Below are 21,937 nucleotides of genomic sequence, written 5' to 3' on the forward strand. Positions count from 1 at the left end.
ATTAAGTCTTAAAAAACATACCAGTAAGTAAAATCTGTCTGCACTATTGCCGTATGAACGGCGTCACATTTCTGGCGTAATAAGCAAATGAGAATAAATTATTCTTATTAAACATTTTATGAGTAATATATTATTCCTTAACAGGTGCCTGAGCCACCGTGCAGCAGGCAAATAACAGCAAAACCGAGTTGAGCGAAACGTTGATGAACATTGATCTCTCCAGACTGACTACCGAAGGCCGCAATACCGCCAGCGCTGACATTGACATGCTTGATACCGAAGCGATGTTGAGGGTTATCAACCGTGAAGATCAAAAAGTGGCGTTGGCGGTGGAAAAAACGATCCCGGCGATCGCCCAGGCGGTGGACGCGATTGTGGCGGCTTTCAAGAAAGGTGGACGCTTGATTTACTGCGGTGCCGGCACCTCCGGGCGCCTTGGGATCCTTGATGCCAGCGAATGCCCGCCGACCTATGGCACCCCGCGCGAGCAGGTGGTTGGTCTGATAGCAGGCGGCCATCGCGCCATTTTGCAGGCGGTAGAAAACGCCGAAGACAGCCTGACGCTTGGCGTCGAGGACCTTAAAGCGCTTAATTTTAACGCTAACGACATCCTGGTCGGCATCGCCGCCAGTGGCCGTACGCCATATGTCATTGCGGCGATGCAGTATGCACAAAAACTCGGTGCGACCACCGTGGCGCTGACCTGTAATGCAGGCAGTGAGATGGCGCAAATCGCCGATATCGCCATCGTTCCGGTGGTGGGTGCAGAAGTCGTTACCGGCTCGTCGCGAATGAAAGCCGGAACAGCGCAGAAACTGGTGCTGAATATGCTAACGACCGGCGCGATGATCCGCAGCGGCAAAGTCTACGGCAACTTAATGGTCGATGTGGAAGCCACCAACCAGAAGCTGGTGCAGCGGCAAATCAATATCGTGATGGAAGCGACTGATTGCGACAGCGAAACCGCAACTCAGGCGCTGAAAGCCTGCGACGGGCACTGTAAAACCGCCATCGTCATGGTGTTAGGCGGGCTGAGCGCTGATCAGGCAGCACGCCTGTTAGCCGACAACGGTGGGTTTATTCGCCAGGCGCTGGCTCACGCGGGAGTCAACTAATGGCCAAAATCAGCGAGCAGTTTATTGCCACAGTCCTGCAATTGGTGGGTGGCAAAGAGAATATTAAAACCTGCGGCAACTGCATGACGCGGCTGCGTCTGACGTTAAACAACGATGCTCTGGTTGATAACGCCGGACTTAAAGCGCTGCCTGGCGTTCTTGGCGTGGTCAATAGTGAGGATCAGTTGCAAATCATCGTTGGCCCCGGCAAAGCGCAAACGGCGGCAGAAATGATGAGCGCGATGACAGGCGGTGCCAGCGTGCCTGTGGAAGCGGCGTCGCTGAAAAGTATCGCCAGCGATACCAAACAACAGATGAAAGCGAAACAGACCAGCGGCGTGCATCAGTTTCTGGCGAAGTTTTCGACCATTTTCACCCCGTTAATCCCTGGCTTTATCGCCGCCGGGATGCTGCTCGGCTTCGCTACCCTGATTGAGCAAAGCCTGATTATCAATGCCGCCGAAAAAAATGCCACGCTTGTCCATGTCGTTGGTTATATGAAAGTTTTCGGCAAAGGACTGTTCACCTTCCTGCCGATTTTGATTGGCTACAACGCGCAGAAAGCCTTTGGCGGCAGCGGCGTGAATGGCGCAATTATCGCCGCGCTCTTTGTGCTCGGTTACGATCCGAAAGCGACAGTGGGCTATTTTTCCGGCATCGATAACTTTTTCGGTATGGGTATTGATCCGCGCGGCAACATTATTGGCGTGCTGATCGCAGCGATCATGGGTGCCTGGATCGAGCGGCAGATCCGTAAATTCATGCCGGATAACCTCGACATGATCCTCACCTCGTTGCTCACGCTCCTGATTACCGGCGCGTTAACCTTCACGGTGATCATGCCGATCGGCGTTGAGCTGTTTAAAGGCATGTCGTGGCTATTCCTGCACCTTAACGGCAACCCGTTCGGCTGCGCGGTGCTGGCCGGGCTGTTCCTGATTGCCGTCGTGTTTGGCGTGCATCAGGGTTTTATTCCGGTCTATTTCGCGCTGATGGATGCGCAGGGCTTTAACTCGCTGTTCCCGATCCTGGCGATGGCGGGCGGCGGCCAGGTGGGCGCGGCGCTGGCGCTTTATTGCCGCTCGGCGCGCGAGTCGATTCTGCGTAATCAGATCCGTGGCGCGATCATTCCCGGCCTGCTCGGGGTGGGCGAACCATTGATTTACGCCGTCACGCTGCCGCGCGTAAAACCGTTTGTCACGGCCTGTATCGGCGGGGCCTGCGGCGGTTTCTTTATTGGCACTTTTGCCTGGTTCGGTTTGCCGGTTGGGCTCAACACCGTGTTTGGCCCTTCAGGCCTGGTGGCGCTGCCGTTGATGACCTCCGGACAGGGGATCTACACGGGAATGGCGGTCTATGCAGCAGGTGTGGTCGTCGCTTACGTGTGCGGTTTTCTCGCGACCTGGTTCTTTGGTCACAAAAACGTGGATTTGAGCTAACATCCGTTTTCACCCGGCGTAAAGCCGGGTGAAATCAGGACATCAGAAGCGGTAGGAGAGGCTGCCGACGATGCTGCGTTCCGCACCGAAGTAGCAGTAAGAGAGGGAGTTACACGCTGCGACATAGCGTTTGTCGGTCAGGTTGTTAACGTTAACCTGCGCACTCAGCCCTTTCAAACCCACATGGCTCAGGTCATAACCCACCGCCAGATCGACCAGCGAGTAAGACGGCAGCGTGTGCGTGTTCTGGCGATCGGAGGTGATGCCATTAACATAACGCACGCCGGAACCGACGGTCAGCCCGTTCAGTACACCGTCTTTCACGTCATAGCTCAGCCACGCACTGGCCTGATTACGCGGCGCGTACACCGCGCGGTTGCCCTGCTCCTGCGCACTGCTCTTCTTGTAGCGGATGTCGTTGTAGGTGTAGGCCGCCTGCAAACGCAGGTTGTCCGTCAGTTGCCCCACCGCTTCCAGTTCCACACCTTCGGATTCGATCTCGCCAATGGAACGGTAGGGATCGGTCGGCTCCACTTTAGTGGCGATGTTCTCCTGGTTGATGCGATACACCGACGCGCTGTACATGGTTTGCGAGCCTTCCGGCTGGAACTTCAGCCCCGCTTCCCACTGCTTGCCTTTCATCGGTTGCAGGATCTTGCCGTACTCGTCGGTGAAGCTGGTCGGCGTGAACGCGGTCGAGTAGCTGACATACGGCGCAAAACCGCTATCAAACAGATACATCAGCGCCGCGCGGCTGCTGAAATGGTTCTGATCCAGCGTATCGCTGGTGTCGTTGATCTTATTGACGTTCGTGATCTTCACCTGATCGTGACGACCGCCCAACGTCAGACGCCATCTGTCCAGTGACATCTGATCCTGGGCGTAGATCCCGGTCTGCTCCAGTTTGTGTTTTTCACGGCTATATACGCTGATTGACAGCGGATCGGCACCATAAACCGGGTGGAAAGCGTCGATCGCCGGGAAGCTGCCATAAGAGGCGGTGACGTTATTGCTGCGCCGCTGATAATCCACGCCAAACAACAAGCGATGGTTGATAATGCCGGTATCGATGCTGCCATCGATCTGGTTATCCAGCGTCACCGCCGAAAGCGATTCATCCGAGCCGGAGTACCCCCGGTTCAGTTCGGTATCATTCAGCCATCCGGCAGCGTACACCTGGTTAAGATCGACGGTGGTGTGCAGATAGCGCAGTTTCTGGCGCACCGACCAGCCGCTGTCAAAGGCGTGTTCAACGTTATAACCGACCATATTTTCGCGGCGATCATAGTTGTCGTAATCGTCTTCGCCTTCAAAGAAAGTGTTGGAAATTTTCTTGCCCGCGTGCGGCACCACGGTGCCTTCATACGGCAAACCGGAGTGGCTGCCACCTTCGGGATCGCGATGCAGGTAAGCCATCAGCTCCAGGCGCGTGTGATCGGTAATACGCCAGGTCAGGCTCGGCGCAATGGCGTAACGCTGCTCTTTCAGGTGGTCAAACTGCGAATCGGCATAGCGCGTCATACCAGTTAAACGCACCGCCACCCGGTCGTTATCATCCACCGGGCCGGTGACATCAAACGCCGCGCCGCGCTGGTTGTTATTTCCGGCAAACAGCTTCACTTCGCCGCCGGGATCAAACGATGGTTTGCGCGAATTCAGCGCCACAATACCGCCTGGCGATGAGCGCCCGTACAGCACCGATGCCGGGCCGCGCACCACTTCCACGCTATCCAGGAACCACGGATCGATAACTAACGAGCTGTGAGAGTTGGTGTCACCCATCATTTTCAGCCCGTCGAGATAGACGTTATCCAGGCTACCGTCAGAAAAACCACGCAGCACGATATAGTCAAAACGGTTGGATGCGCCAATCTGGTTGCTGTAGACACCGGGCGTATAGCTCACCGCCTGACGCACGCTGATTGCCCCCTGCTCTTCATACTGCTGGCGGGTGACAATCGATACCGCCTGCGGTGTTTCGATATCCGGCGTCTCCAGCTTGGTCGCGCCACTTTGCATTTGTGAAGTCACTACCACGGTATCGTTGCCGGGGGTTGTCTCTTGTGCCAGCACCGTTACGCTCATCCCGCCGGTTATGCAGCCAATCATCAGTGCCAGTCGCGTTTTTGCGAACATGAAAATCTCCAGAAGCCATTATTATTGTAAATAAGAATTATTACCCTTTTGAATTCGCCAATAGCTATGCGCAGTGATGATTCACGTATGCGCGATGATAAAATCGCGCACGCATCGGCAACGCTGGTCTACACAGGAGAAAATCAGGAGGCGCGGATTTCGCTGGGTGCCATACCGTAGCGGCGGCGAAACGCGGTGGAAAAGTTGGTGGCGTGCTGATAACCGGACATCCACGCGGCCTGCTGTACGCTGTAGCCTTCCGCCAGATAGCGACGCGCCAGTTCAAGACGGCAGTCGCGCAGATAATCAAACACAGAGTGGCCGTACGCCTGGCGGAACTTCACGCGCAGGCTGCTGGCGCTCATCGCCGCCAGCTGCGCCAGTGCTGCCAGGGTGTACTCTTTTTCGGGGTGCTGTTCCAGCAAACGGCGTACGTTTTCCAGCCGCTGCTGTGCACCACACTGAACCGGGCGGCGTCTCTCCTGCCCCTGCATGCGCTGCGACAGCGCGTTGCCCAGCAGTTGCAGCATCACGCCTTCCAGCATCAGTTGGCGGGAGAGCGCAGGCAGTGAGGCTTGCTGCGTTTGCTGTAAACCAGACAATAAAAAGCCCGGCACCTGCCATAAAAAGGTCGGGGCACCATGCGCTTCCCACTGTTGTAAAAGTGCGCTGAGGAGCGGTGATTGCCAGCAGCTTGCCGGATTGACGCCAAGTGATAATGTGCGCAGATGGCAATCCGCCAGATGGCTGGCGTTCATCACCTGGTGCTCGCTCAGGCGCGAGGTGAACGCCATGCCGGCGCGCACGACAAACTCTTCCCCGTTCAGGCGCAGCATCACGCTGCCTTCCAGCACCACCAGCATGTAGAGCGGGCAACTGTGCAGCGAGGTCGTTTCATAAGGTTGCAGAACGCGAATGTCAGAACGGGTAAGGTTGATACCAGAAGAGAGCGTCATCTCTTCAACGTCGCCCTGAATCACAATGCGCTGCGCCTGACTGAAAAGACCGGTTGTCAGTGACGGGAAGCGGTAATCAATCCCATAACGCTCGCCAAAACCGATAAAGTCTTCTACTGAAAAGTGTCTTTTTTGCATAGACGGCAGCCATCGCTATCTGTCGAACCCTCAACCCACGCGCGGGCGAAACGGCCTACACCTTACCATTCGCCCTGATGCGCTTCAATAATGTTGAGAATTATTCTCACATACACATTAACGAGGGTTAATACTGTCGGCGTTTGCCAACGCAGCGAGAACCTGCTGGCGCAACCATTTATGTCCGGGATCGCGGTGCAGCCGCTCATGCCAGAGCATCAGCATGTCGAAGCCCGGCAGATCAAGAGGTGGATCAACCACCTGCAACGCGCCAGTGGTGGCGACAAGCCGCTCCGGCAGCACGGCGACCAAATCCGTGCGCGCCAGCGCATCCAGCATAAACAGGAAGTGCGGCACCGAAAGCACCACATTGCGCGTTAACCCGCGAGCCGCCAGCGCGTCGTCCGTTGCCGCCTGAAAACCACCGCCCTCCGGCGAGACAATCACATGCTCCAGCTTGCAGAACTGTTTGAGCGACGGGCGGCGTTTTAGCGCCGGATGACCTAAACGGCCGGCCAGCACATAGCGCTCAGTGAACAATAACCGCTGGTGCAGCGACGCCGGCGCACCTTCACGCAAATGGAAGAACAGATCGATATCGCCCTGCTCGGCCTGGCGCTTAATCTGGCCGGGGTTAAGCTCAAACACCGCGAGGCGGCTGGCGGGCGCGTCGCGACGCAAAGTGCCAAGCAGCGGCAGCAGCACCGCCGATTCAGTGTAATCCGTCGCCGCAATACGCCAGGTCACACTGGCGCGGGCGGGGTCAAACGCGTTGACTGGCGACACCGCGCGCTCCAGCGCTTCCAGCGCCTGGCGTAACGGTTCGCGCAACTCGTCCGCCCGTACTGTCGGCTGCATACCGCGCGGGCCGGGCAGCAACAGCGGATCGTCAAAGATCTCACGCAACCGCGCCAGTTGCACACTCACCGAAGGCTGGGAAAGATTCAGCCGCTGCGCCGCGCGCGTGACATTATGTTCACGGAGCAGGACATCAAGCGTCAGCAGCAGGTTCAGATCCAGGCGGTTGAGATTAATCATGACTATACCTGTGATATCAGCAATTAATTTCTACTATATCTGTGCTTCACCTACCCTGCAGCTTCAATCTTATTGCCGGGAGTTGTTATGAATGTCTTGATTGTTTATGCCCATCCGCAGCCGCATTCCTTGAATGGTGCGCTGAAAGAATTCGCCGTGCAGCATCTTGAAAAAGCAGGTCACCACGTCGAGGTTTCCGACCTGTACGCCATGCAGTGGAAAGCACCGCTCGACGCAAACGACAGCCTCGATGCGCCCGTTGGCGACGTTTTCAATCCGTCGGTAGATTCGAAACACGCCTTCGAACAGGGCCGACAATCTGCGGATATCGCCGCCGAACAGGCCAAACTGCTGTGGGCCGACGCAGTGATTTTCCAGTTTCCACTGTGGTGGTTTTCCATGCCCGCCATCATGAAAGGCTGGTTCGACCGCGTTTACGCCTGCGGTTTTGCCTACGGCGTCGGCGAGCACAGCGACACGCACTGGGGCGATCGCTACGGTGAAGGCAGCCTGGCCGGTAAGCGCGCCATGCTGCTGGTTACCGCTGGCGGTTGGGAATCGCACTACAGCCCGCGCGGCATCAACGGTCCTATCGACGACATTCTGTTTCCGATCCAGCACGGCATGCTGTTTTATCCGGGCTTCGCGGTGTTGCCGCCGCTGGTGATTTATCGCACCAGCCGCGTTGATGACGCGCGATTCGCCGCCCACCGTGAAGAACTGGCACAGCGGCTGGATACGTTATGGCAGACGCCACCGCTGCCGTTCCGTCAGCAAAACGGCGGGGATTACACCATTCCGGCGTTAACCTTGCGCCCGGAGATTGCGCCGGGCGAAAGTGGGCTGGTCATTCATCAGCAAAGAAAAGAATAAATGCATAAAAATAACCGGCGTCGATAAATGGCGCCGGTTTTCTCTATTTGCAATCCATCACAATCTCTTCAAATTAATAGCAACGTTCTTCGCTATTATTTTCTGGCACATTTCTCCATTGTTTTTCATTATTTCTTCATAATATCAAGTTTTGTAAATTCCAATAATTTGCGCAGGAAATGTTTACGCGAAAAATATAACTTCGTTTAATCTATTTGATAGTTGAGAACGATCACTCTCAAAAATCAATCAATCGAGGGTTCCCGATGCCGCCGAAAACCACGCAGGAACAACGCCATCAGCAGCGTAAAGATGAGATTATCGCCGCCGCCCGTCGGCGTTTTCGCGTGAGCGGCTTTCACGCCGCCAGCATGTCGCAAATCGCCCTTGAAGCCCAGCTGAGCGTCGGGCAGATCTACCGCTATTTCAGCAGTAAAGACGCCATTATTGAGGAGATTGTTCGCCGAATCATCGACTACCGCATCGCCGAAATGGAAAACAAAGCCGAAACCACGCACCTGCCGGAGGTGCTGGCCTGGCGGCAAACGCTTAGCCCGGATGACGACGCGTTAATGCTGGAGATGTCTGCCGAAGCGACGCGTAATCCGCAGGTTCAGGCGATGATGGTCGAAGCCGACGCCCGCATGTTTAACAATGCCTGCAACCATATGCAGAGCCGACATCCGCAGTTAAGCGCCGAACAGGTGCGCTGCTGCGTTGAGCTGCTGGCTGGCCTGATGGAAGGTGCGACATTGCGTCGTTTAACGCCGCAAAAATGCGACCCGGCGCAGTTAAAAGAGCTGTATCAGGAAATTATCACCATGATATTTCTGCTAAAGAAATAATCCGACAAATATAAATCCGCGCTTATTTCCAGACCGTCGGAAATAAGCGCCAACTCGCCTGCTTATTATCCCGTTTTAATAACGGGCAGGCTTCGCTTATGCCAGGAAAATAGTCATGAAGTTAATAACTACAACGTTGATGGCCGCATTCGCGCTGGTTGGATGCGATAACGCCACACCACCTGCACAACACCCCACTCAGGAAGTCGGCGTCGTCACCCTGAAAAGCCAGCCGCTCGCCGTGACCAGCCTGTTAACCGGGCGTACCACCGCGTCACTCTCCGCAGAAGTACGGCCACAAGTTGGCGGCATTATTCAAAAACGCCTGTTTACAGAAGGCGATACGGTAAAGGCCGGGCAGGCGCTTTACCAGATCGATCCTTCCAGTTACCGCGCCACGTTTGATGAAGCCGACGCCGCGCTGAAACAGGCGCAGGCGCTGGTGACGTCCGATTGCCAGAAAGCCACCCGCTACGCACAACTGGTGAAAGAGGATGGCGTCTCGCGCCAGGACGCTGACGATGCGCAGTCCACCTGCGCGCAGGACAAAGCCAGCGTGAGCGCGAAGAAAGCGGCACTGGAAAGCGCGCGCATCAATCTGAACTGGACCACCGTCGCTTCGCCGATCAGCGGGCGCATTGGCATCTCGTCCGTCACACCTGGCGCGCTGGTCACGGCGGAACAAACCACGGCTTTGGCGACCGTGCGCGGGCTCGACACCATGTATGTCGATCTCACCCGCTCAAGCGTCGATCTGCTGCGCCTGCGCCAGCAAGCGCTGGCCAGCGACAGCAACACGCTCGCCGTCACGCTGACGCTGGAAGATGGCAGCAACTACAGCGAAAAAGGCCGCCTGGCGCTGACCGAAGTCGCCGTCGATGAATCCACCGGCTCCGTCACGCTGCGCGCGGTGTTCCCGAACCCACATCAGCAACTGCTGCCGGGGATGTTTGTGCGCGCCCGTGTGGAAGAAGGGGTGATGGCAAACGCGATCCTCGCGCCGCAGCAAGGCGTCACGCGTGATGCGAAAGGCAATGCCACTGCGCTGGTGGTCAATGCGCAGAATCAGGTTGAGCAGCGCAACATCGAAACCGGCGATACCTATGGCGATAAATGGTTAGTCCTGAAAGGTCTGGAAAATGGCGACAAGCTGATCGTCGAAGGCACCGATAAAGTCGCTGCGGGATCGACTGTGAAAGCCGTTGAGATCCCGCAAGACAATGGAGGAAAAGCCTGATGTTCTCCAGCTTCTTTGTGCGCCGCCCGGTTTTCGCCTGGGTGATCGCCATCCTTATCATGATGGCCGGTATTCTGGCGATCCGCTCCTTGCCTATCGCGCAGTACCCGGATGTTGCGCCGCCTGCAATCAAAATTAGCGCCACCTATACCGGCGCATCGGCACAGACGCTGGAAAACAGCGTCACCCAGGTTATCGAACAACAGCTTACCGGGCTGGATAACCTGCTCTATTTCACCTCTACCAGCAGCTCCGATGGCCAGGTGGATATTACCGTCACCTTTGAGCAGGGCACCGACCCGGATACCGCGCAGGTGCAGGTGCAAAACAAAGTGCAGCAGGCGGAATCCCGCTTACCAACGGAAGTCACCCAATCCGGCGTGACGGTAGTGAAATCCCAGAGCAACTTCCTGTTGATCATGGGGCTGTACGATAAAACCGACCGCGCCACCAGCTCCGACATCGCCGACTGGCTGGTGAGTAACATGCAGGATCCGCTGGCGCGCGTGAACGGTGTCGGTAGCTTACAGGTGTTCGGCGCGGAATACGCGATGCGAATCTGGTTGGATCCTGACAAACTCGCCTCGTACTCGCTGATGCCATCCGATGTACAGAGCGCGATTGAAGCGCAAAACGTACAGGTTTCTGCCGGTAAAATCGGTGCGCTACCCTCTTCCGGTCAGCAGCAGCTCACCGCCACGGTGCGCGCCCAGTCGCGCCTGCAAACTGTGGTGCAGTTCCAGGACATTATCATCAAAAGCGAGAGCAGCGGCGCTGTCGTGCGGGTGAAAGATGTCGCGCGTGTTGAAATGGGCAGCGAAGATTATGTCGCTTCAGCGAAGCTGAACGGCCACCCGGCTGCTGGTCTGGCGGTGATGCTGGCGCCCGGCGCGAACGCGCTGGATACCGCGACACGCGTGAAAGATAAAATCGCCGAATACCGCCACAGCATGCCGCAGGGTTACGATGTGGCGTACCCGAAAGACAGCACCGAATTTATTAAGATCTCGATTGAAGACGTGGTGCAAACGCTGATTGAAGCCATCATTCTGGTGGTCTGCGTGATGTACCTGTTTTTGCAAAATATCCGCGCCACGCTTATTCCGGCGCTGGCAGTGCCGGTGGTGTTATTGGGGACGTTTGGCGTGCTGGCGCTGTTTGGCTACTCGATCAACACCCTGACGCTGTTCGCTATGGTGCTGGCAATCGGCCTGCTGGTGGATGACGCCATTGTGGTGGTGGAGAACGTCGAGCGCATCATGCGCGACGAAGGCCTGCCCGCCCGCGAAGCCACCATCAAATCGATGGGTGAAATCTCCGGGGCGCTGATCGCGATTGCGCTGGTGCTCTCCGCCGTCTTCCTGCCGATGGCTTTCTTTGGGGGTTCCACCGGGGTGATTTACCGCCAGTTCTCCGTCACCATTATCTCGGCAATGACGCTGTCGGTCGTCGTTGCGCTGACCTTAACGCCAGCGCTCTGCGGCTCGATAATGCAACACAGCACGCCGCATAAAAAAGGGTTCTTCGGCGCGTTTAACCGCTTCTACAACAACACTGAGCGCAAGTATCAACACGGTGTGTTACGCGTGCTGCGCCGCACGGTTACCGTGGTCGGCACGTACGCCGTGCTTTGCGCAGCCATGGCCTTCGTGATGTGGCGTCTGCCTGGTAGCTTCCTGCCAACAGAAGACCAGGGCGAAATCATGGTGCAGTTCACCCTTCCCGCCGGGGCGACTGCCACGCGTACCGACGCGGTGGCCAGCAAAGTGACCGACTGGTTCCTCAACACGGAGAAAGCCAACACCGAAGCCATCTTCACCGTGACCGGTTTTAGCTTTAGCGGCAGCGGGCAAAATGCCGGGATGGCCTTCGTTTCACTGAAAAACTGGTCGCAACGTAAAGGGGCGGAAAATACCGCACAGGCGGTTGCCCAACGCGCCAGCCGCGAGTTAAGCAGCATCCGCGACGCCAGAATCTTCGCCATGACGCCGCCTTCGGTGGACGGCCTCGGTCAAAGCAACGGTTTCACCTTTGAATTGCTCGCCAGCGGCAGCACCGATCGCGACCAGTTGCTGAAACTGCGCAATCAGTTGCTGGCGAACGCTAATCAGAACAGCGAACTTACCGCCGTGCGCGCCAACGCGCTGCCGGAAACGCCGCAGTTACAAGTCGATATCGACAGCAACAAAGCGGTGGCGCTGGGACTGTCACTGAGCGATGTCAGCAACACACTCTCCAGCGCCTGGGGTGGCACCTATGTGAATGACTTTATCGATCGCGGACGCGTGAAAAAGGTCTATATCCAGGGGGAAAGCGATTCCCGCGCCTCACCTTCGGATTTGGATAAATGGTTTGTGCGCGGCAGCAATAGCGACATGACCCCATTTTCAGCCTTCGCCACCACGCACTGGGAATACGGCCCGGAAACGCTGGTGCGTTACAACGGTTCCGCCGCGTATGAGATTCAGGGCGAGAATGCCAGTGGCTTCAGCTCCGGCGTGGCGATGACCAAAATGGAAAACCTCGCTAATGCCTTACCCGCCGGGACAACCTGGGCATGGAGCGGCTTGTCATTGCAGGAAAAACTCGCCAGCGGCCAGGCCATGAGCCTGTACGCCATCTCAATTATGGTGGTGTTCCTGTGCCTTGCGGCGCTGTATGAGAGCTGGTCCGTACCGCTTTCGGTGATCCTCGTTATCCCGCTGGGCTTGCTGGGCGCGGCGCTGGCGGCGTGGATGCGCGGGTTAAGTAATGACGTTTACTTCCAGGTCGCACTGCTGACCACTATTGGCCTGTCGTCGAAAAACGCCATCCTGATTGTTGAATTCGCCGAAGCGGCAGTACACCAGGGCAACTCTTTGTCACGCGCGGCGCTGCGTGCCGCGCGAACTCGCCTGCGCCCGATCATGATGACGTCACTGGCGTTTATCGCCGGGGTCACACCGTTGGCCATCGCCACCGGGGCAGGCGCGAACAGCCGCATCGCTATTGGCACCGGCATCATCGGCGGGACGCTCACCGCGACGCTGCTGGCTGTCTTCTTTGTCCCTCTGTTCTTTGTACTGGTGAAAAAATTGTTCACCGGTAAACGCGCACGTCAGGAGTAATCATGTTGCGTATCAGTGTTCTTTTCTTCGCCCTGCTGAGTGCCGGTTGTGTCTCTCTCGACCCGACTTATCAGCGCCCGCAGGCCCCCGTTCCCGCGACGTTACCGGGCGCGCAAGGCCAGGCAAAAGCCGTGGCCGCCGACTGGCAGCAGATCGTTAACGACAGCCGACTGAAACAGGTCGTCAGCAATGCGCTGACCCATAACCGCGATGTGCAAAAAGCGATTGCCGACATCGATGCCGCGCGCGCGTTGTATGCTGAAGACCGCGCCGCGCTGTTCCCGACGCTAAACGCTGAGCTCAGCAGCACCCGCAGCCGCACCGTTGCCACAGGCGTAACTAGCAGCGCCGAAGCCGATGGCGCGGTTTCCAGCTTCGAACTGGATCTGTTTGGCCGTAACCAGAGTCTGACCCGCGCAGAGCGTGAAACCTGGCTTGCCAGCGAGTACACCGCGCAAAACACGCGCCTGAGCATGGTGGCGGAAATCACCACCGCCTGGGTGACGCTGGCGGCGGATAACAGCAATCTTGAACTTGCGAAGCAGACGATGGAGAGTGCGCAAAACTCGCTGAACATTGTTAAACGCAAACAGCAGATCGGCGTGGCAGCCGCCGGTGATACCGCCGATGCCATGGCGGTGTTCCAGCAGGCGCGCGCCAGCGTCGCCAGCTACCAAACGCAGGTGGCACAGGATAAAAACGCGCTTAATTTACTGGCGGGCGACACGGTACCGGAGTCGCTGCTGCCGGGTACGCTGGAGAGTCTTGCCGACAACAGCATTACGCTGACACCGGCGGGCGTGTCTTCTTCCGTGCTGCTGCGCCGCCCGGATATTCAGGAAGCGGAGCATAACCTGAAAAGCGCGAACGCTAACATCGGCGCGGCGCGGGCGAACTTCTTCCCGACCATTTCGCTGACCGCCAGCGCCGGGGTAGGCAGCGATTCGCTCTCCTCTTTGTTTAGCCACGGCCTGCAAGTGTGGTCTTTCGCGCCGTCCATTTCGCTGCCGCTGTTTGCCGGGGGTAAAAATGTTGCGCAGTTGCGTTACGCTGAAGCACAGAAAAAAGGGCTGATCGCGACCTATGAGAAAACCATTCAGAGCGCGTTTAAAGATGTTGCCGATGCGCTGGCGCGGCGCGAAACGCTCAACGAACAACTCGACGCGCAGCGTGAATATGTCGCCGCCGAGCAGAAAGCGCTGGATATCGCCCAGCGCCAGTACAGCGCCGGAACCGGCGATTATTTGTCGGTGCTGACCGCGCAGCGCGCGCTGTGGACGGCGAAATCGTCGCTGATTTCGCTACAACAAACCGATCTGCAAAACCGCGTCACGCTCTGGCAATCGCTGGGCGGCGGCGTCAGTTAACCCTTTTGCGCCGGGCTGACCGGCGCGTTTTTTGGAGCGGTTAAGCCACGGATTTCTCCCGCCGTTGCTATCGTGTTGGGTATGCTGATGTTTGTCTTTAACAGCATCGGCGGTAAAGCGATGTGGAAAATGAGCCTCGCGATTGTGATGGCTTCCAGCGCCGCGCTGGTTATTGATCGGTATGGGCGTCGTCAGGGTTGAAGAAAAGCAAAACAATGCAATTGGATCGCCCGCCGGATGACTGGGCTGCACTGCTAAAAGCCTGCCAGGCTTAACCCTTCTTCCCGCCCGGTTTTAACCCACGGTGAAACTCATTAATGCGTTTCACCGTTTTAATTGCCCGCTGCGACGTGGCGGACGCCACCGACAAGATGATCATCTCCAGACACAGCAGCACGGTGCCGTGTAGCGGGATTTTGCCCTTCTCGCCGCCGCGCGGAACGTGGATCACCACATCGGCTTGCTGGCTAAAACGTGACTCAACAGCGTTGGTCAACAAAATCACCGGGATCCCCAGCCGCCGCGTCTCTTTCAGCGTGGTCAACCCTTCCCGGTGCGCCGATTTCTGCGCCATCATCACCAGCACATCGCCGCGCTGCAAATTGATAAGCTGCTCCGACAGGGCAATGCCGGTGCGGTTAAGCGGGGATGTGGGTAACCCGATGCGGCTGAACAACCGCGCGGCGTACTCGGCGAGGATCCCCGATGCGCCGATGCCGAAAATCGCCACCTGCCGCGCCTCGACCAGCAGCGCCACCGCCTGAGCAATCGCGTAGCGGTTATCCGGCGCGGAGAGGATTTCGCAGGTATGCTGGTGCCCTTCGATCACAAAATCGATGCCGGAATTGACGTCGCACGAGAGCGCATTCACCGTGGTGCTCATCTTTTCCGCCGAGGAGATCGACGGGCCGAACCAGTGCTCAAGCGTCTGCTTCAAATCGCGAAGCCCGGCGAAACCGAGCGCCTGAATCGCACGCACTACCGTGGCATCGGAGGTTTGCGTCGCGGCGGCGATCTCCATTGCCGTTTGCTCCAGCACCCCTTCGCGGTTTTCATTGATATAACGTGCCACCGCCTGCAAACGCGGCGACAACGTCTGCGCCCGCGCCCGAAAGCGTTCCCCATACACATCCACACGAGTTTTCGCTTTTTTGGTGTTCAGCATCGTGCGCCCTTATCTGGCCGCCGGTAACGGTCGACCGGCAATGTGTGACTGCACCTGCGCCACCATCAGGCTCAGTGAGGCAAACGAGTTGGAGATCGCCTCTTCGCGCGAAATCAGCACGTAATGCCCGCGGCGACAAGCAGTGAGGAAATCACACCAGCCCGGCATCACCGCATCCATGGCCGCCATTTCATCCTGTGGTTTACCGCCGGTATCGCCGCGCCAGGTGGCAAAAACGAAATCGGCATCCAGTTCCGGCAACCGCTCGGCGCTGACGTCGATGCGCCCGCCGTCAGGGATGCTGTCGATAAGCGGCGGAAAACGAAAACCGGCATCGCGCAGCACGCGACCCAGCGAGTGATAACTGTGCAGCGCGTTGATTTTCCCGTTGTTAGCCTGAATAACCGACACGGTTATCTTGCTGGTATCAATGGTTTTTTTCAGCGCAGCGATCTGCTCATGATAACGGCGCTCAAGGATCGCAAAGCGCGCCTGCGTACCGGTCAACTGCGCCAGCTTGCGATAGATCTCCGGCGCTCCGCCCTCCAGATGATCGATGCTGACGGTGGGCGCGATTTTCGCTAACTGCTCAACCGGCGTGTTGCGACTGGGCTCGGTGATGATCAAATCCGGTTTTGCCGCCACCACCGCTTCAATGTCGATATCCGCTGAACCAATAAATGTCATCGCCGAATTGTCAAAATCGACACCGGTCAACATGCCGCTGGAGCGCAACACATGCGTGCCGTCCGGGCGCGTCCGTCCGTGGCTGGCGACCGGCGGTACGCCAAGCTCAATCAGCGGAATAGTGATATCGAGATCGTGTAACGACACAATGCGCTTCGGGTGCAATGGTACCGTCACCACGCGCCCGAGATCGTCGGTGAAAACCTGTGTCTGTTCCGCGGCGCTGGCACTCAGACCAACCAGCACTAGCAGCGAAAAAAGTAAGCGCATACAAGACCTTTAAGCGTTATAAACGATCGCGCCGCTGCCACAGCAGCAGCAAGAAAAACGGCCCGCCAATCAGCGAGATAACAATCCCGGCGGGGATTTGCAGCGGCGCAAAAGCCAGCCGTCCGAGCGAATCCGCCAGCAATACCAGTAACCCGCCCAGCATTGCGCTTCCCCACAGCAGCGCACGTTGGCCGCCGCGCAGCAGAAAGCGCGCCATATGCGGGGCAATCAGGCCAACAAAACCGATACTGCCCACGCAAGAAACGCTGGCGGCGGTGAGTAACACCGGCGCGATAAAGCGCAGCAGTTGAAGGTGCGCAAGACGCACACCCAGACCGGTCGCCGCCTGATTACCGAGCAACGCCACATCCGCCGCGCGCGCGGTTACCAGTAAAATCAATGTTGCCGGAACCGCCCAGCACAGCGCCACCATCAACAACGGCCAGGTGGCAGCATGCAGACTGCCCGCCAGCCACATCATCGCGGTTTGCACATCGCGCACATCGGCGGTGGTCATAAACGCGCCAATCCCGGCGGCGAAGGTCCAGGAAACGCCAATGCCGAGCAGCACAAAGCGCGGACGGGAAACATCGCGCGCCAGCGCCATCACCAGCCCGGCAGCGAGCAGTCCCCCCGCCATGCCGGCCAGCGGTCGCCAGACTACACCAACGGCCGGAAAGCACAGCACCAGCGTGAGCACGACTACGCTCGCCCCCTCTTTCACGCCAATCAAGCCAGGATCCGCCAGCCCGTTACGGGTGATCGACTGCATCGCCGCCCCCGCCATGCCGAGCATCGCCCCGCACATTAGCGCCATCAGCACGCGCGGCAGTCGAATGTCCCACACCACGTATTGCTGCTCGCCGCTCAGCGCCTGAGGGAAAAATAACGCACGGCCAATAGAAGATGCCGGAACCGGCAACGAACCTTGTGTCACGCCCGTCAGCAGTAACGCCAGCGCCACGATGGCGAGCCCCAAAAGCCACATCAGCGCATGCGGGCGCAGCAGGCGCGAAAAAGCACCAACCCGCAAGCTGCGCAATCCGGCGCGCTGCAACGGGCTGCTCATTTGAAAAACCTCGCCGCCAGCGCTATAAACAGCGGCGCCCCTACCAGCGCGGTCATCACGCCGGTTGCCAGTTCCTGCGGCGCCAGCAGCGTGCGGGCGGCGATATCTGCCACCAGTAACAACAGCGCGCCGCCCAGCGCCGAAAGTGGCACAACCACACATAAATCATCCCCGACGAGACGGCGCACCATATGCGGCACCACCAGGCCAATAAAACCAATCGGCCCGGCGACCGACACCGCCGCACCGCACAGCAGCGCAATCGCCACCAGCGACAATGCACGCGTTCGCATCAGCGACACACCTAAACCCCGCGCCATGTTGTCGCCCAGCGCCAGCATGTTCAGTGCCGGAGCCAGCCATAACGCCACCGCAAAACCGATAACAGCGGCCATTGCCGCATGCTGGATCTGTGCCCAATTCAACCCGGCGAGATCGCCCGCCAGCCAGGTGCGCATAGTGAGCAGCGTTTGCTCATCAAGGATCAGGATCGCGGCGGTAATTGAGGAGGCAAACGCCGACAGCGCCACGCCGCACAGCGTCACCTTCATCGGCGTAAAACCCGAACGCCCGGCAGCCGAAAGCGCCATCACCAGCGAAAAGAGCAGTGCAGCACCGCCTGCGGCAATCAACGGTCGGCTGAATGCGGCATCGCCGGAGCTAATGCCGAGCGCCGTGCAGGCCACGACCGCCAGCGCGGCACCGGAATTCAGCCCCAGAATATGCGGCTCGCCTAAGGGGTTGCGGATGACCGATTGCAGCAGCGCCCCGGCCACGCCAAGCGCGGCACCGGTGAACAGTGCCGCCACCAGACGCAACAAACGCAGGCTGATAATGACGCGATGATCAAAGTTGCGCGGATCGAAATCCAGCAGCGCCTGGATGACCGTCGGCGGCGCGATATAGCGCGCGCCAAGGCCAAGATGCGCGACCGATGCCGCCAGCACTACCAGTGTCAGCAGCAGTGAGGCCACACCCACGCGCCCGGCACGACGGCGGGCAGAAAACGCGACACTACTCATGCGCTTGTTCCGTCCGGTTTACGAAACGGCATAAAAAAGGGCTTACCGGTCAGCGGGTTAATCGACATCTGCACGTCAACATCAAATACGCGTTTGATCAGCTCAGGGGTACAGGCATCGCCTTCGTGAATCACTCCTTGTAAGCGCCCCTGTTTCAGGAACACCAGCGTGTCGGCGTAGTTGACCGCAAAATTGAGATCGTGCAATACCGCAACCACGGTGCGTCCATGATCGCGGGTCAGGGAATGCAGCAGTTCGAGGATCTCCACCTGGTAGCGCAGATCGAGAAACGTTGTCGGCTCATCGAGCAGGATCACCGGCGTTTGCTGCGCCAGCGCCATTGCTATCCAGCAGCGCTGACGCTGCCCGCCGGAGAGGCTGTCTACCGTTTGATGGGCGAATTCTGCAGTGCCGGTCAGATTTAGTGCGTCAACGACTGCCTGTTCGTCTTCTTCAGACCACTGGCGCATAAAGCTCTGCCACGGAAAACGCCCGCGCGACACCAGTTCAAAGACGGTGAGCCCTTCCGGCACAATCGGCGATTGCGGCAAAATACCTAACTGGCGGGAAACGGCTTTAGTGGGTTGGTGATGAATGGCTTTGCCATCAAGCAGCACGCTGCCGCCGAGCGGTTTGAGCATCCGGGCGATGGTGCCGAGCAGTGTGGATTTGCCGGAGCCGTTCGCGCCGACCAGCACGGTCATTTTCCCCGTAGGGATCGAAAGCGTAATGTCGTTGACAATCACCTTGCTGTGGTAGCCCGCCGACAGGCTTTCCAGCACGATCCCTTGCCCTGCGGCTTGATTTTCCACTTGCTGTGGCATGTTGACTCCTGCGCCGCAAGCTCATGAAAATAGCCGCGCACTAAACCATCAAACAAAAATAAATCTCATTCTCTTTTCGATATTGCCGTTTGCCGCTGTAGTAGTCAAGTGCCGTAGAAAGCGAAACCAACCCCCCTTTATTTTGTGTTACTACAGAAAAACCGCTCCACAAGAATTAAAAATAATTACTTTATTTTCAATCGATTAACCAAAATTCATCACAACTTATCGAGTTGTATTTCACGCCTGAAACCGCTGTAGCAAATTTCTTTCATTTTACGTTTACTACTACAAAGCCTCATGATTGAATGATTCTCAATTACATATCCGACGCTGTAGATCGCAGCAAACGGGTAGATTCGCGCAATCGGGCAATAAAGATAAAAACGTTCACTCCTGTGTTGTTCAGGGTTTTTCGGGAAAAGTAGAATAAATGGCTGAGCTAACTCGTTGTATTTCCGGGCTGAAAGGGCGCGCGCTGTTTTCAGCGCTCTTTTTAGGGTCGGCTTTCACTCCTTTGACACATGCGGCAGATAAGCCGGAACAAAGCAAAGACGGCGATACCATTACCGTGCTGGCGGGCGCCTCTTCCGCCGATAAACAGGCGACTTCCGGCTACCAGCCGCTCAGCTCGTCCACCGCCACGCTGACGTCCATGCCGCTGCTGGATATTCCGCAGGTGGTCAACACTGTGAGCGATAAAGTGCTGGAAGATCAACACGCCACCAGCCTTGACGAAGCGCTGTACAACGTCAGCAATGTGGTACAAACCAACACGCTCGGCGGCACACAGGATGCGTTTGTGCGCCGGGGATTTGGTGCCAACCGTGATGGTTCAATCATGACCAACGGCCTGCGCACCGTGGTGCCGCGCAGTTTTAATGCCGACGTATCTCGCGTTGAAGTGCTGAAAGGCCCGGCGTCCACGCTGTACGGCATTCTCGATCCCGGCGGGCTTATCAATGTGGTCACGAAACGCCCGGAAACCCAATTCGGCGGCTCCGTTTCCGCCACTTCTTCAAGTTTTGGCGGCGGAACCGGCCAGTTTGATGTTACCGGGCCGATTGAGGGTACGCGGCTGGCGTATCGCCTGATTGGCGAGTATCAAAATGAAGATTACTGGCGCAATTTTGGTAAAGAGAAAAGCACCTTTATTTCGCCCTCGCTGACGTGGTTTGGCGATAACGCCACCGTCAACGTGCTCTACTCGCACCGCGATTACCAGACACCGTTCGATCGCGGCACGATCTTCGATCTCACCACCAAACAGGCGGTGAACGTCGACAGAAAAACCCGTTTCGATGAGCCGTTTAACATCACCGACGGTGAATCCGACATCGCACAGTTGAACGCCGAGTACCGCTTTAACAGCGAATGGACCGGGAAATTGGAGTACGGCTTCAGCCAGGATAAATACAGCGATAATCAGTCACGCGTGATGGCTTACGATGCCGCCACCGGTAATCTGACGCGCCGTGTAGATGCCACGCAAGGATCCACGCAGCGTATGCACACCACGCGGGCTGACCTGCAGGGTAATGTGAATATTGGCGGTTTTTATAATGAGATCCTCACCGGCGTTTCGTATGAATATTACGATCTGCTGCGTACCGACATGATCCGCTGTAAAAACGTCAAAGATTTCAATATTTATAACCCAGGCTATGGCAATGCCCGCAAGTGTACGTCCGTTTCCGCGTCCGACAGCGATCAAACTATCAAGCAGGAGAGCTACTCGGTTTATGCGCAGGATGCGTTATACCTGACCGACAAATGGATCGCCGTCGCCGGGATGCGCTACCAGTATTACACCCAGTACGCCGGGAAAGGCCGTCCGTTTAACGTCAATACCGACAGCAGCGACGAAAAATGGACACCGAAATTTGGCCTGGTCTACAAACTCACGCCATCGGTTTCGCTGTTCGGTAACGTAGCGAAAGCCTTTATGCCGCAGTCGTCCATCGCCAGCTATATCGGTGACTTACCGCCAGAAACCTCCACCTCTTACGAAGTGGGTGCAAAATTCGATCTGTTCGACGGCGTTACCGCCAATATTACGGCGTTTGACATCCATAAGCGTAACGTGCTGTATAACGAGATCATCGCCGGTGATACCGTGGCGAAAACCGCCGGTCGCGTGCGCTCGCAAGGTGTGGAAATGGATCTCGCCGGTGCATTGACGCCGAACATGAATGTCATTGCCAGCTACAGCTACACGGCGGCGAAAGTGCTGGAAGATCCCGATTACGCCGGTAAACCATTGCCGAACGTGCCGCGCCACACCGGTTCACTGTTCCTGACCTATGACATTCATAATGTCTTTGCTGGAAATACACTGACTCTCGGCGGCGGCGGTCATGGCGTTAGCCGCCGCTCTGCTACCAACGGCGCGGATTACTATCTGCCGGGCTACGCGGTTGCCGATGCGTTTGCCGCATACAAAATGAAACTGCAATACCCGGTAACGTTGCAGGTCAACCTGAAAAATATCTTCGACAAGACGTACTACACCTCGTCAATAGCCACCAACAACCTGGGCAACCAGATTGGCAATCCACGCGAAGTGCAGTTCACCGTCAAAATAGATTTCTGATCTCCTCCCGTGAACCGGTGAGGAAGGTGCCCCGCAGGATGCGGGGCTTTTTTTGC

The 21,937-nt window shown here is 57.3% G+C and carries 16 protein-coding genes; 8 read left to right on the forward strand and 8 right to left on the reverse strand.

The window, feature by feature from the left end:
• The first annotated feature begins 203 nt into the window (after window positions 1-203).
• The gene (gene murQ / locus O3S68_RS19985; protein WP_269232334.1) at window positions 204-1,115 is read left to right on the forward strand and encodes an N-acetylmuramic acid 6-phosphate etherase; all 912 of its coding nucleotides are present in this window, start codon (window positions 204-206) and stop codon (window positions 1,113-1,115) included.
• Complete coding sequence (gene murP, locus O3S68_RS19990) at window positions 1,115-2,554, forward strand: PTS N-acetylmuramic acid transporter subunit IIBC (RefSeq protein WP_269232298.1); 1,440 nt, start codon at window positions 1,115-1,117, stop codon at window positions 2,552-2,554. The genes murQ and murP overlap by 1 nt, the downstream gene beginning before the upstream one ends.
• Before the next feature lie 42 nt (window positions 2,555-2,596).
• Here the strand turns inward: murP and foxA are convergent, their stop codons facing one another.
• From foxA to O3S68_RS20005, 3 genes are all read right to left on the reverse strand, one after another.
• Window positions 2,597-4,690 carry a ferrioxamine B receptor FoxA gene (gene foxA, locus O3S68_RS19995; protein ID WP_269232299.1) on the reverse strand — a complete coding sequence of 698 codons (2,094 nt, stop codon included), beginning with the start codon at window positions 4,688-4,690 and terminating at the stop codon, window positions 2,597-2,599.
• 143 nt (window positions 4,691-4,833) lie between these two features.
• A complete protein-coding gene (locus O3S68_RS20000; RefSeq protein ID WP_269232300.1) occupies window positions 4,834-5,784 on the reverse strand; it encodes an AraC family transcriptional regulator in 951 nt (316 codons plus the stop codon).
• Window positions 5,785-5,901: 117 nt separating this feature from the next.
• Window positions 5,902-6,822, reverse strand: a complete 921-nt coding sequence (locus O3S68_RS20005) for a LysR family transcriptional regulator (RefSeq protein WP_269232301.1) — start codon at window positions 6,820-6,822, stop codon at window positions 5,902-5,904.
• Between the two features lie 87 nt (window positions 6,823-6,909).
• On the opposite strand from O3S68_RS20005, the gene O3S68_RS20010 reads away from it, so the two are divergent.
• The 5 genes from O3S68_RS20010 (at window position 6,910) to O3S68_RS20030 (ending at window position 14,251) form a co-directional block, all read left to right on the forward strand.
• Window positions 6,910-7,695: an NAD(P)H-dependent oxidoreductase gene (locus tag O3S68_RS20010; RefSeq protein WP_269232302.1), complete on the forward strand. Its 786-nt coding sequence runs from the start codon at window positions 6,910-6,912 to the stop codon at window positions 7,693-7,695.
• Window positions 7,696-7,961: 266 nt separating this feature from the next.
• On the forward strand, window positions 7,962-8,540 hold the full coding sequence (locus O3S68_RS20015; RefSeq protein WP_269232303.1) for a TetR/AcrR family transcriptional regulator: 579 nt from the start codon (window positions 7,962-7,964) through the stop codon (window positions 8,538-8,540).
• 115 nt (window positions 8,541-8,655) lie between these two features.
• Complete coding sequence (locus O3S68_RS20020) at window positions 8,656-9,777, forward strand: efflux RND transporter periplasmic adaptor subunit (RefSeq protein ID WP_269232304.1); 1,122 nt, start codon at window positions 8,656-8,658, stop codon at window positions 9,775-9,777.
• Window positions 9,777-12,884 carry an efflux RND transporter permease subunit gene (locus tag O3S68_RS20025; protein ID WP_269232305.1) on the forward strand — a complete coding sequence of 1,036 codons (3,108 nt, stop codon included), beginning with the start codon at window positions 9,777-9,779 and terminating at the stop codon, window positions 12,882-12,884. The genes O3S68_RS20020 and O3S68_RS20025 overlap by 1 nt, the downstream gene beginning before the upstream one ends.
• Before the next feature lie 2 nt (window positions 12,885-12,886).
• Window positions 12,887-14,251 (forward strand): efflux transporter outer membrane subunit, encoded by a 1,365-nt coding sequence (locus O3S68_RS20030; RefSeq protein WP_269232306.1) that lies wholly within the window; start codon window positions 12,887-12,889, stop codon window positions 14,249-14,251.
• Window positions 14,252-14,522: 271 nt separating this feature from the next.
• On the opposite strand, the gene O3S68_RS20035 is transcribed toward O3S68_RS20030, so the two are convergent.
• Genes O3S68_RS20035 through O3S68_RS20055 form a run of 5 tightly spaced genes read right to left on the reverse strand, consistent with a single transcriptional unit; the run spans window position 14,523 to window position 19,288 of the window.
• Window positions 14,523-15,416, reverse strand: a complete 894-nt coding sequence (locus O3S68_RS20035) for a MurR/RpiR family transcriptional regulator (protein ID WP_269232307.1) — start codon at window positions 15,414-15,416, stop codon at window positions 14,523-14,525.
• 9 nt (window positions 15,417-15,425) lie between these two features.
• The gene (locus O3S68_RS20040; RefSeq protein ID WP_269232308.1) at window positions 15,426-16,373 is read right to left on the reverse strand and encodes an iron-siderophore ABC transporter substrate-binding protein; all 948 of its coding nucleotides are present in this window, start codon (window positions 16,371-16,373) and stop codon (window positions 15,426-15,428) included.
• A gap of 16 nt (window positions 16,374-16,389) precedes the next feature.
• Complete coding sequence (locus O3S68_RS20045; RefSeq protein ID WP_045510185.1) at window positions 16,390-17,442, reverse strand: FecCD family ABC transporter permease; 1,053 nt, start codon at window positions 17,440-17,442, stop codon at window positions 16,390-16,392.
• Window positions 17,439-18,464, reverse strand: coding sequence for a FecCD family ABC transporter permease (locus tag O3S68_RS20050; RefSeq protein ID WP_269232309.1), 1,026 nt, complete (start codon window positions 18,462-18,464; stop codon window positions 17,439-17,441). The genes O3S68_RS20045 and O3S68_RS20050 overlap by 4 nt, the downstream gene beginning before the upstream one ends.
• Window positions 18,461-19,288 carry an ABC transporter ATP-binding protein gene (locus tag O3S68_RS20055; RefSeq protein ID WP_020456393.1) on the reverse strand — a complete coding sequence of 276 codons (828 nt, stop codon included), beginning with the start codon at window positions 19,286-19,288 and terminating at the stop codon, window positions 18,461-18,463. The genes O3S68_RS20050 and O3S68_RS20055 overlap by 4 nt, the downstream gene beginning before the upstream one ends.
• A gap of 433 nt (window positions 19,289-19,721) precedes the next feature.
• Here O3S68_RS20055 and O3S68_RS20060 point away from each other — a divergent pair, with 433 nt between their 5' ends.
• Window positions 19,722-21,881, forward strand: coding sequence for a TonB-dependent siderophore receptor (locus O3S68_RS20060; RefSeq protein ID WP_269232310.1), 2,160 nt, complete (start codon window positions 19,722-19,724; stop codon window positions 21,879-21,881).
• Window positions 21,882-21,937: the final 56 nt, after the last annotated feature.

The sequence above is a fragment of the Kosakonia sp. SOY2 genome, from assembly GCF_027109175.1.
In the GTDB taxonomy this organism is placed as follows: domain Bacteria; phylum Pseudomonadota; class Gammaproteobacteria; order Enterobacterales; family Enterobacteriaceae; genus Kosakonia.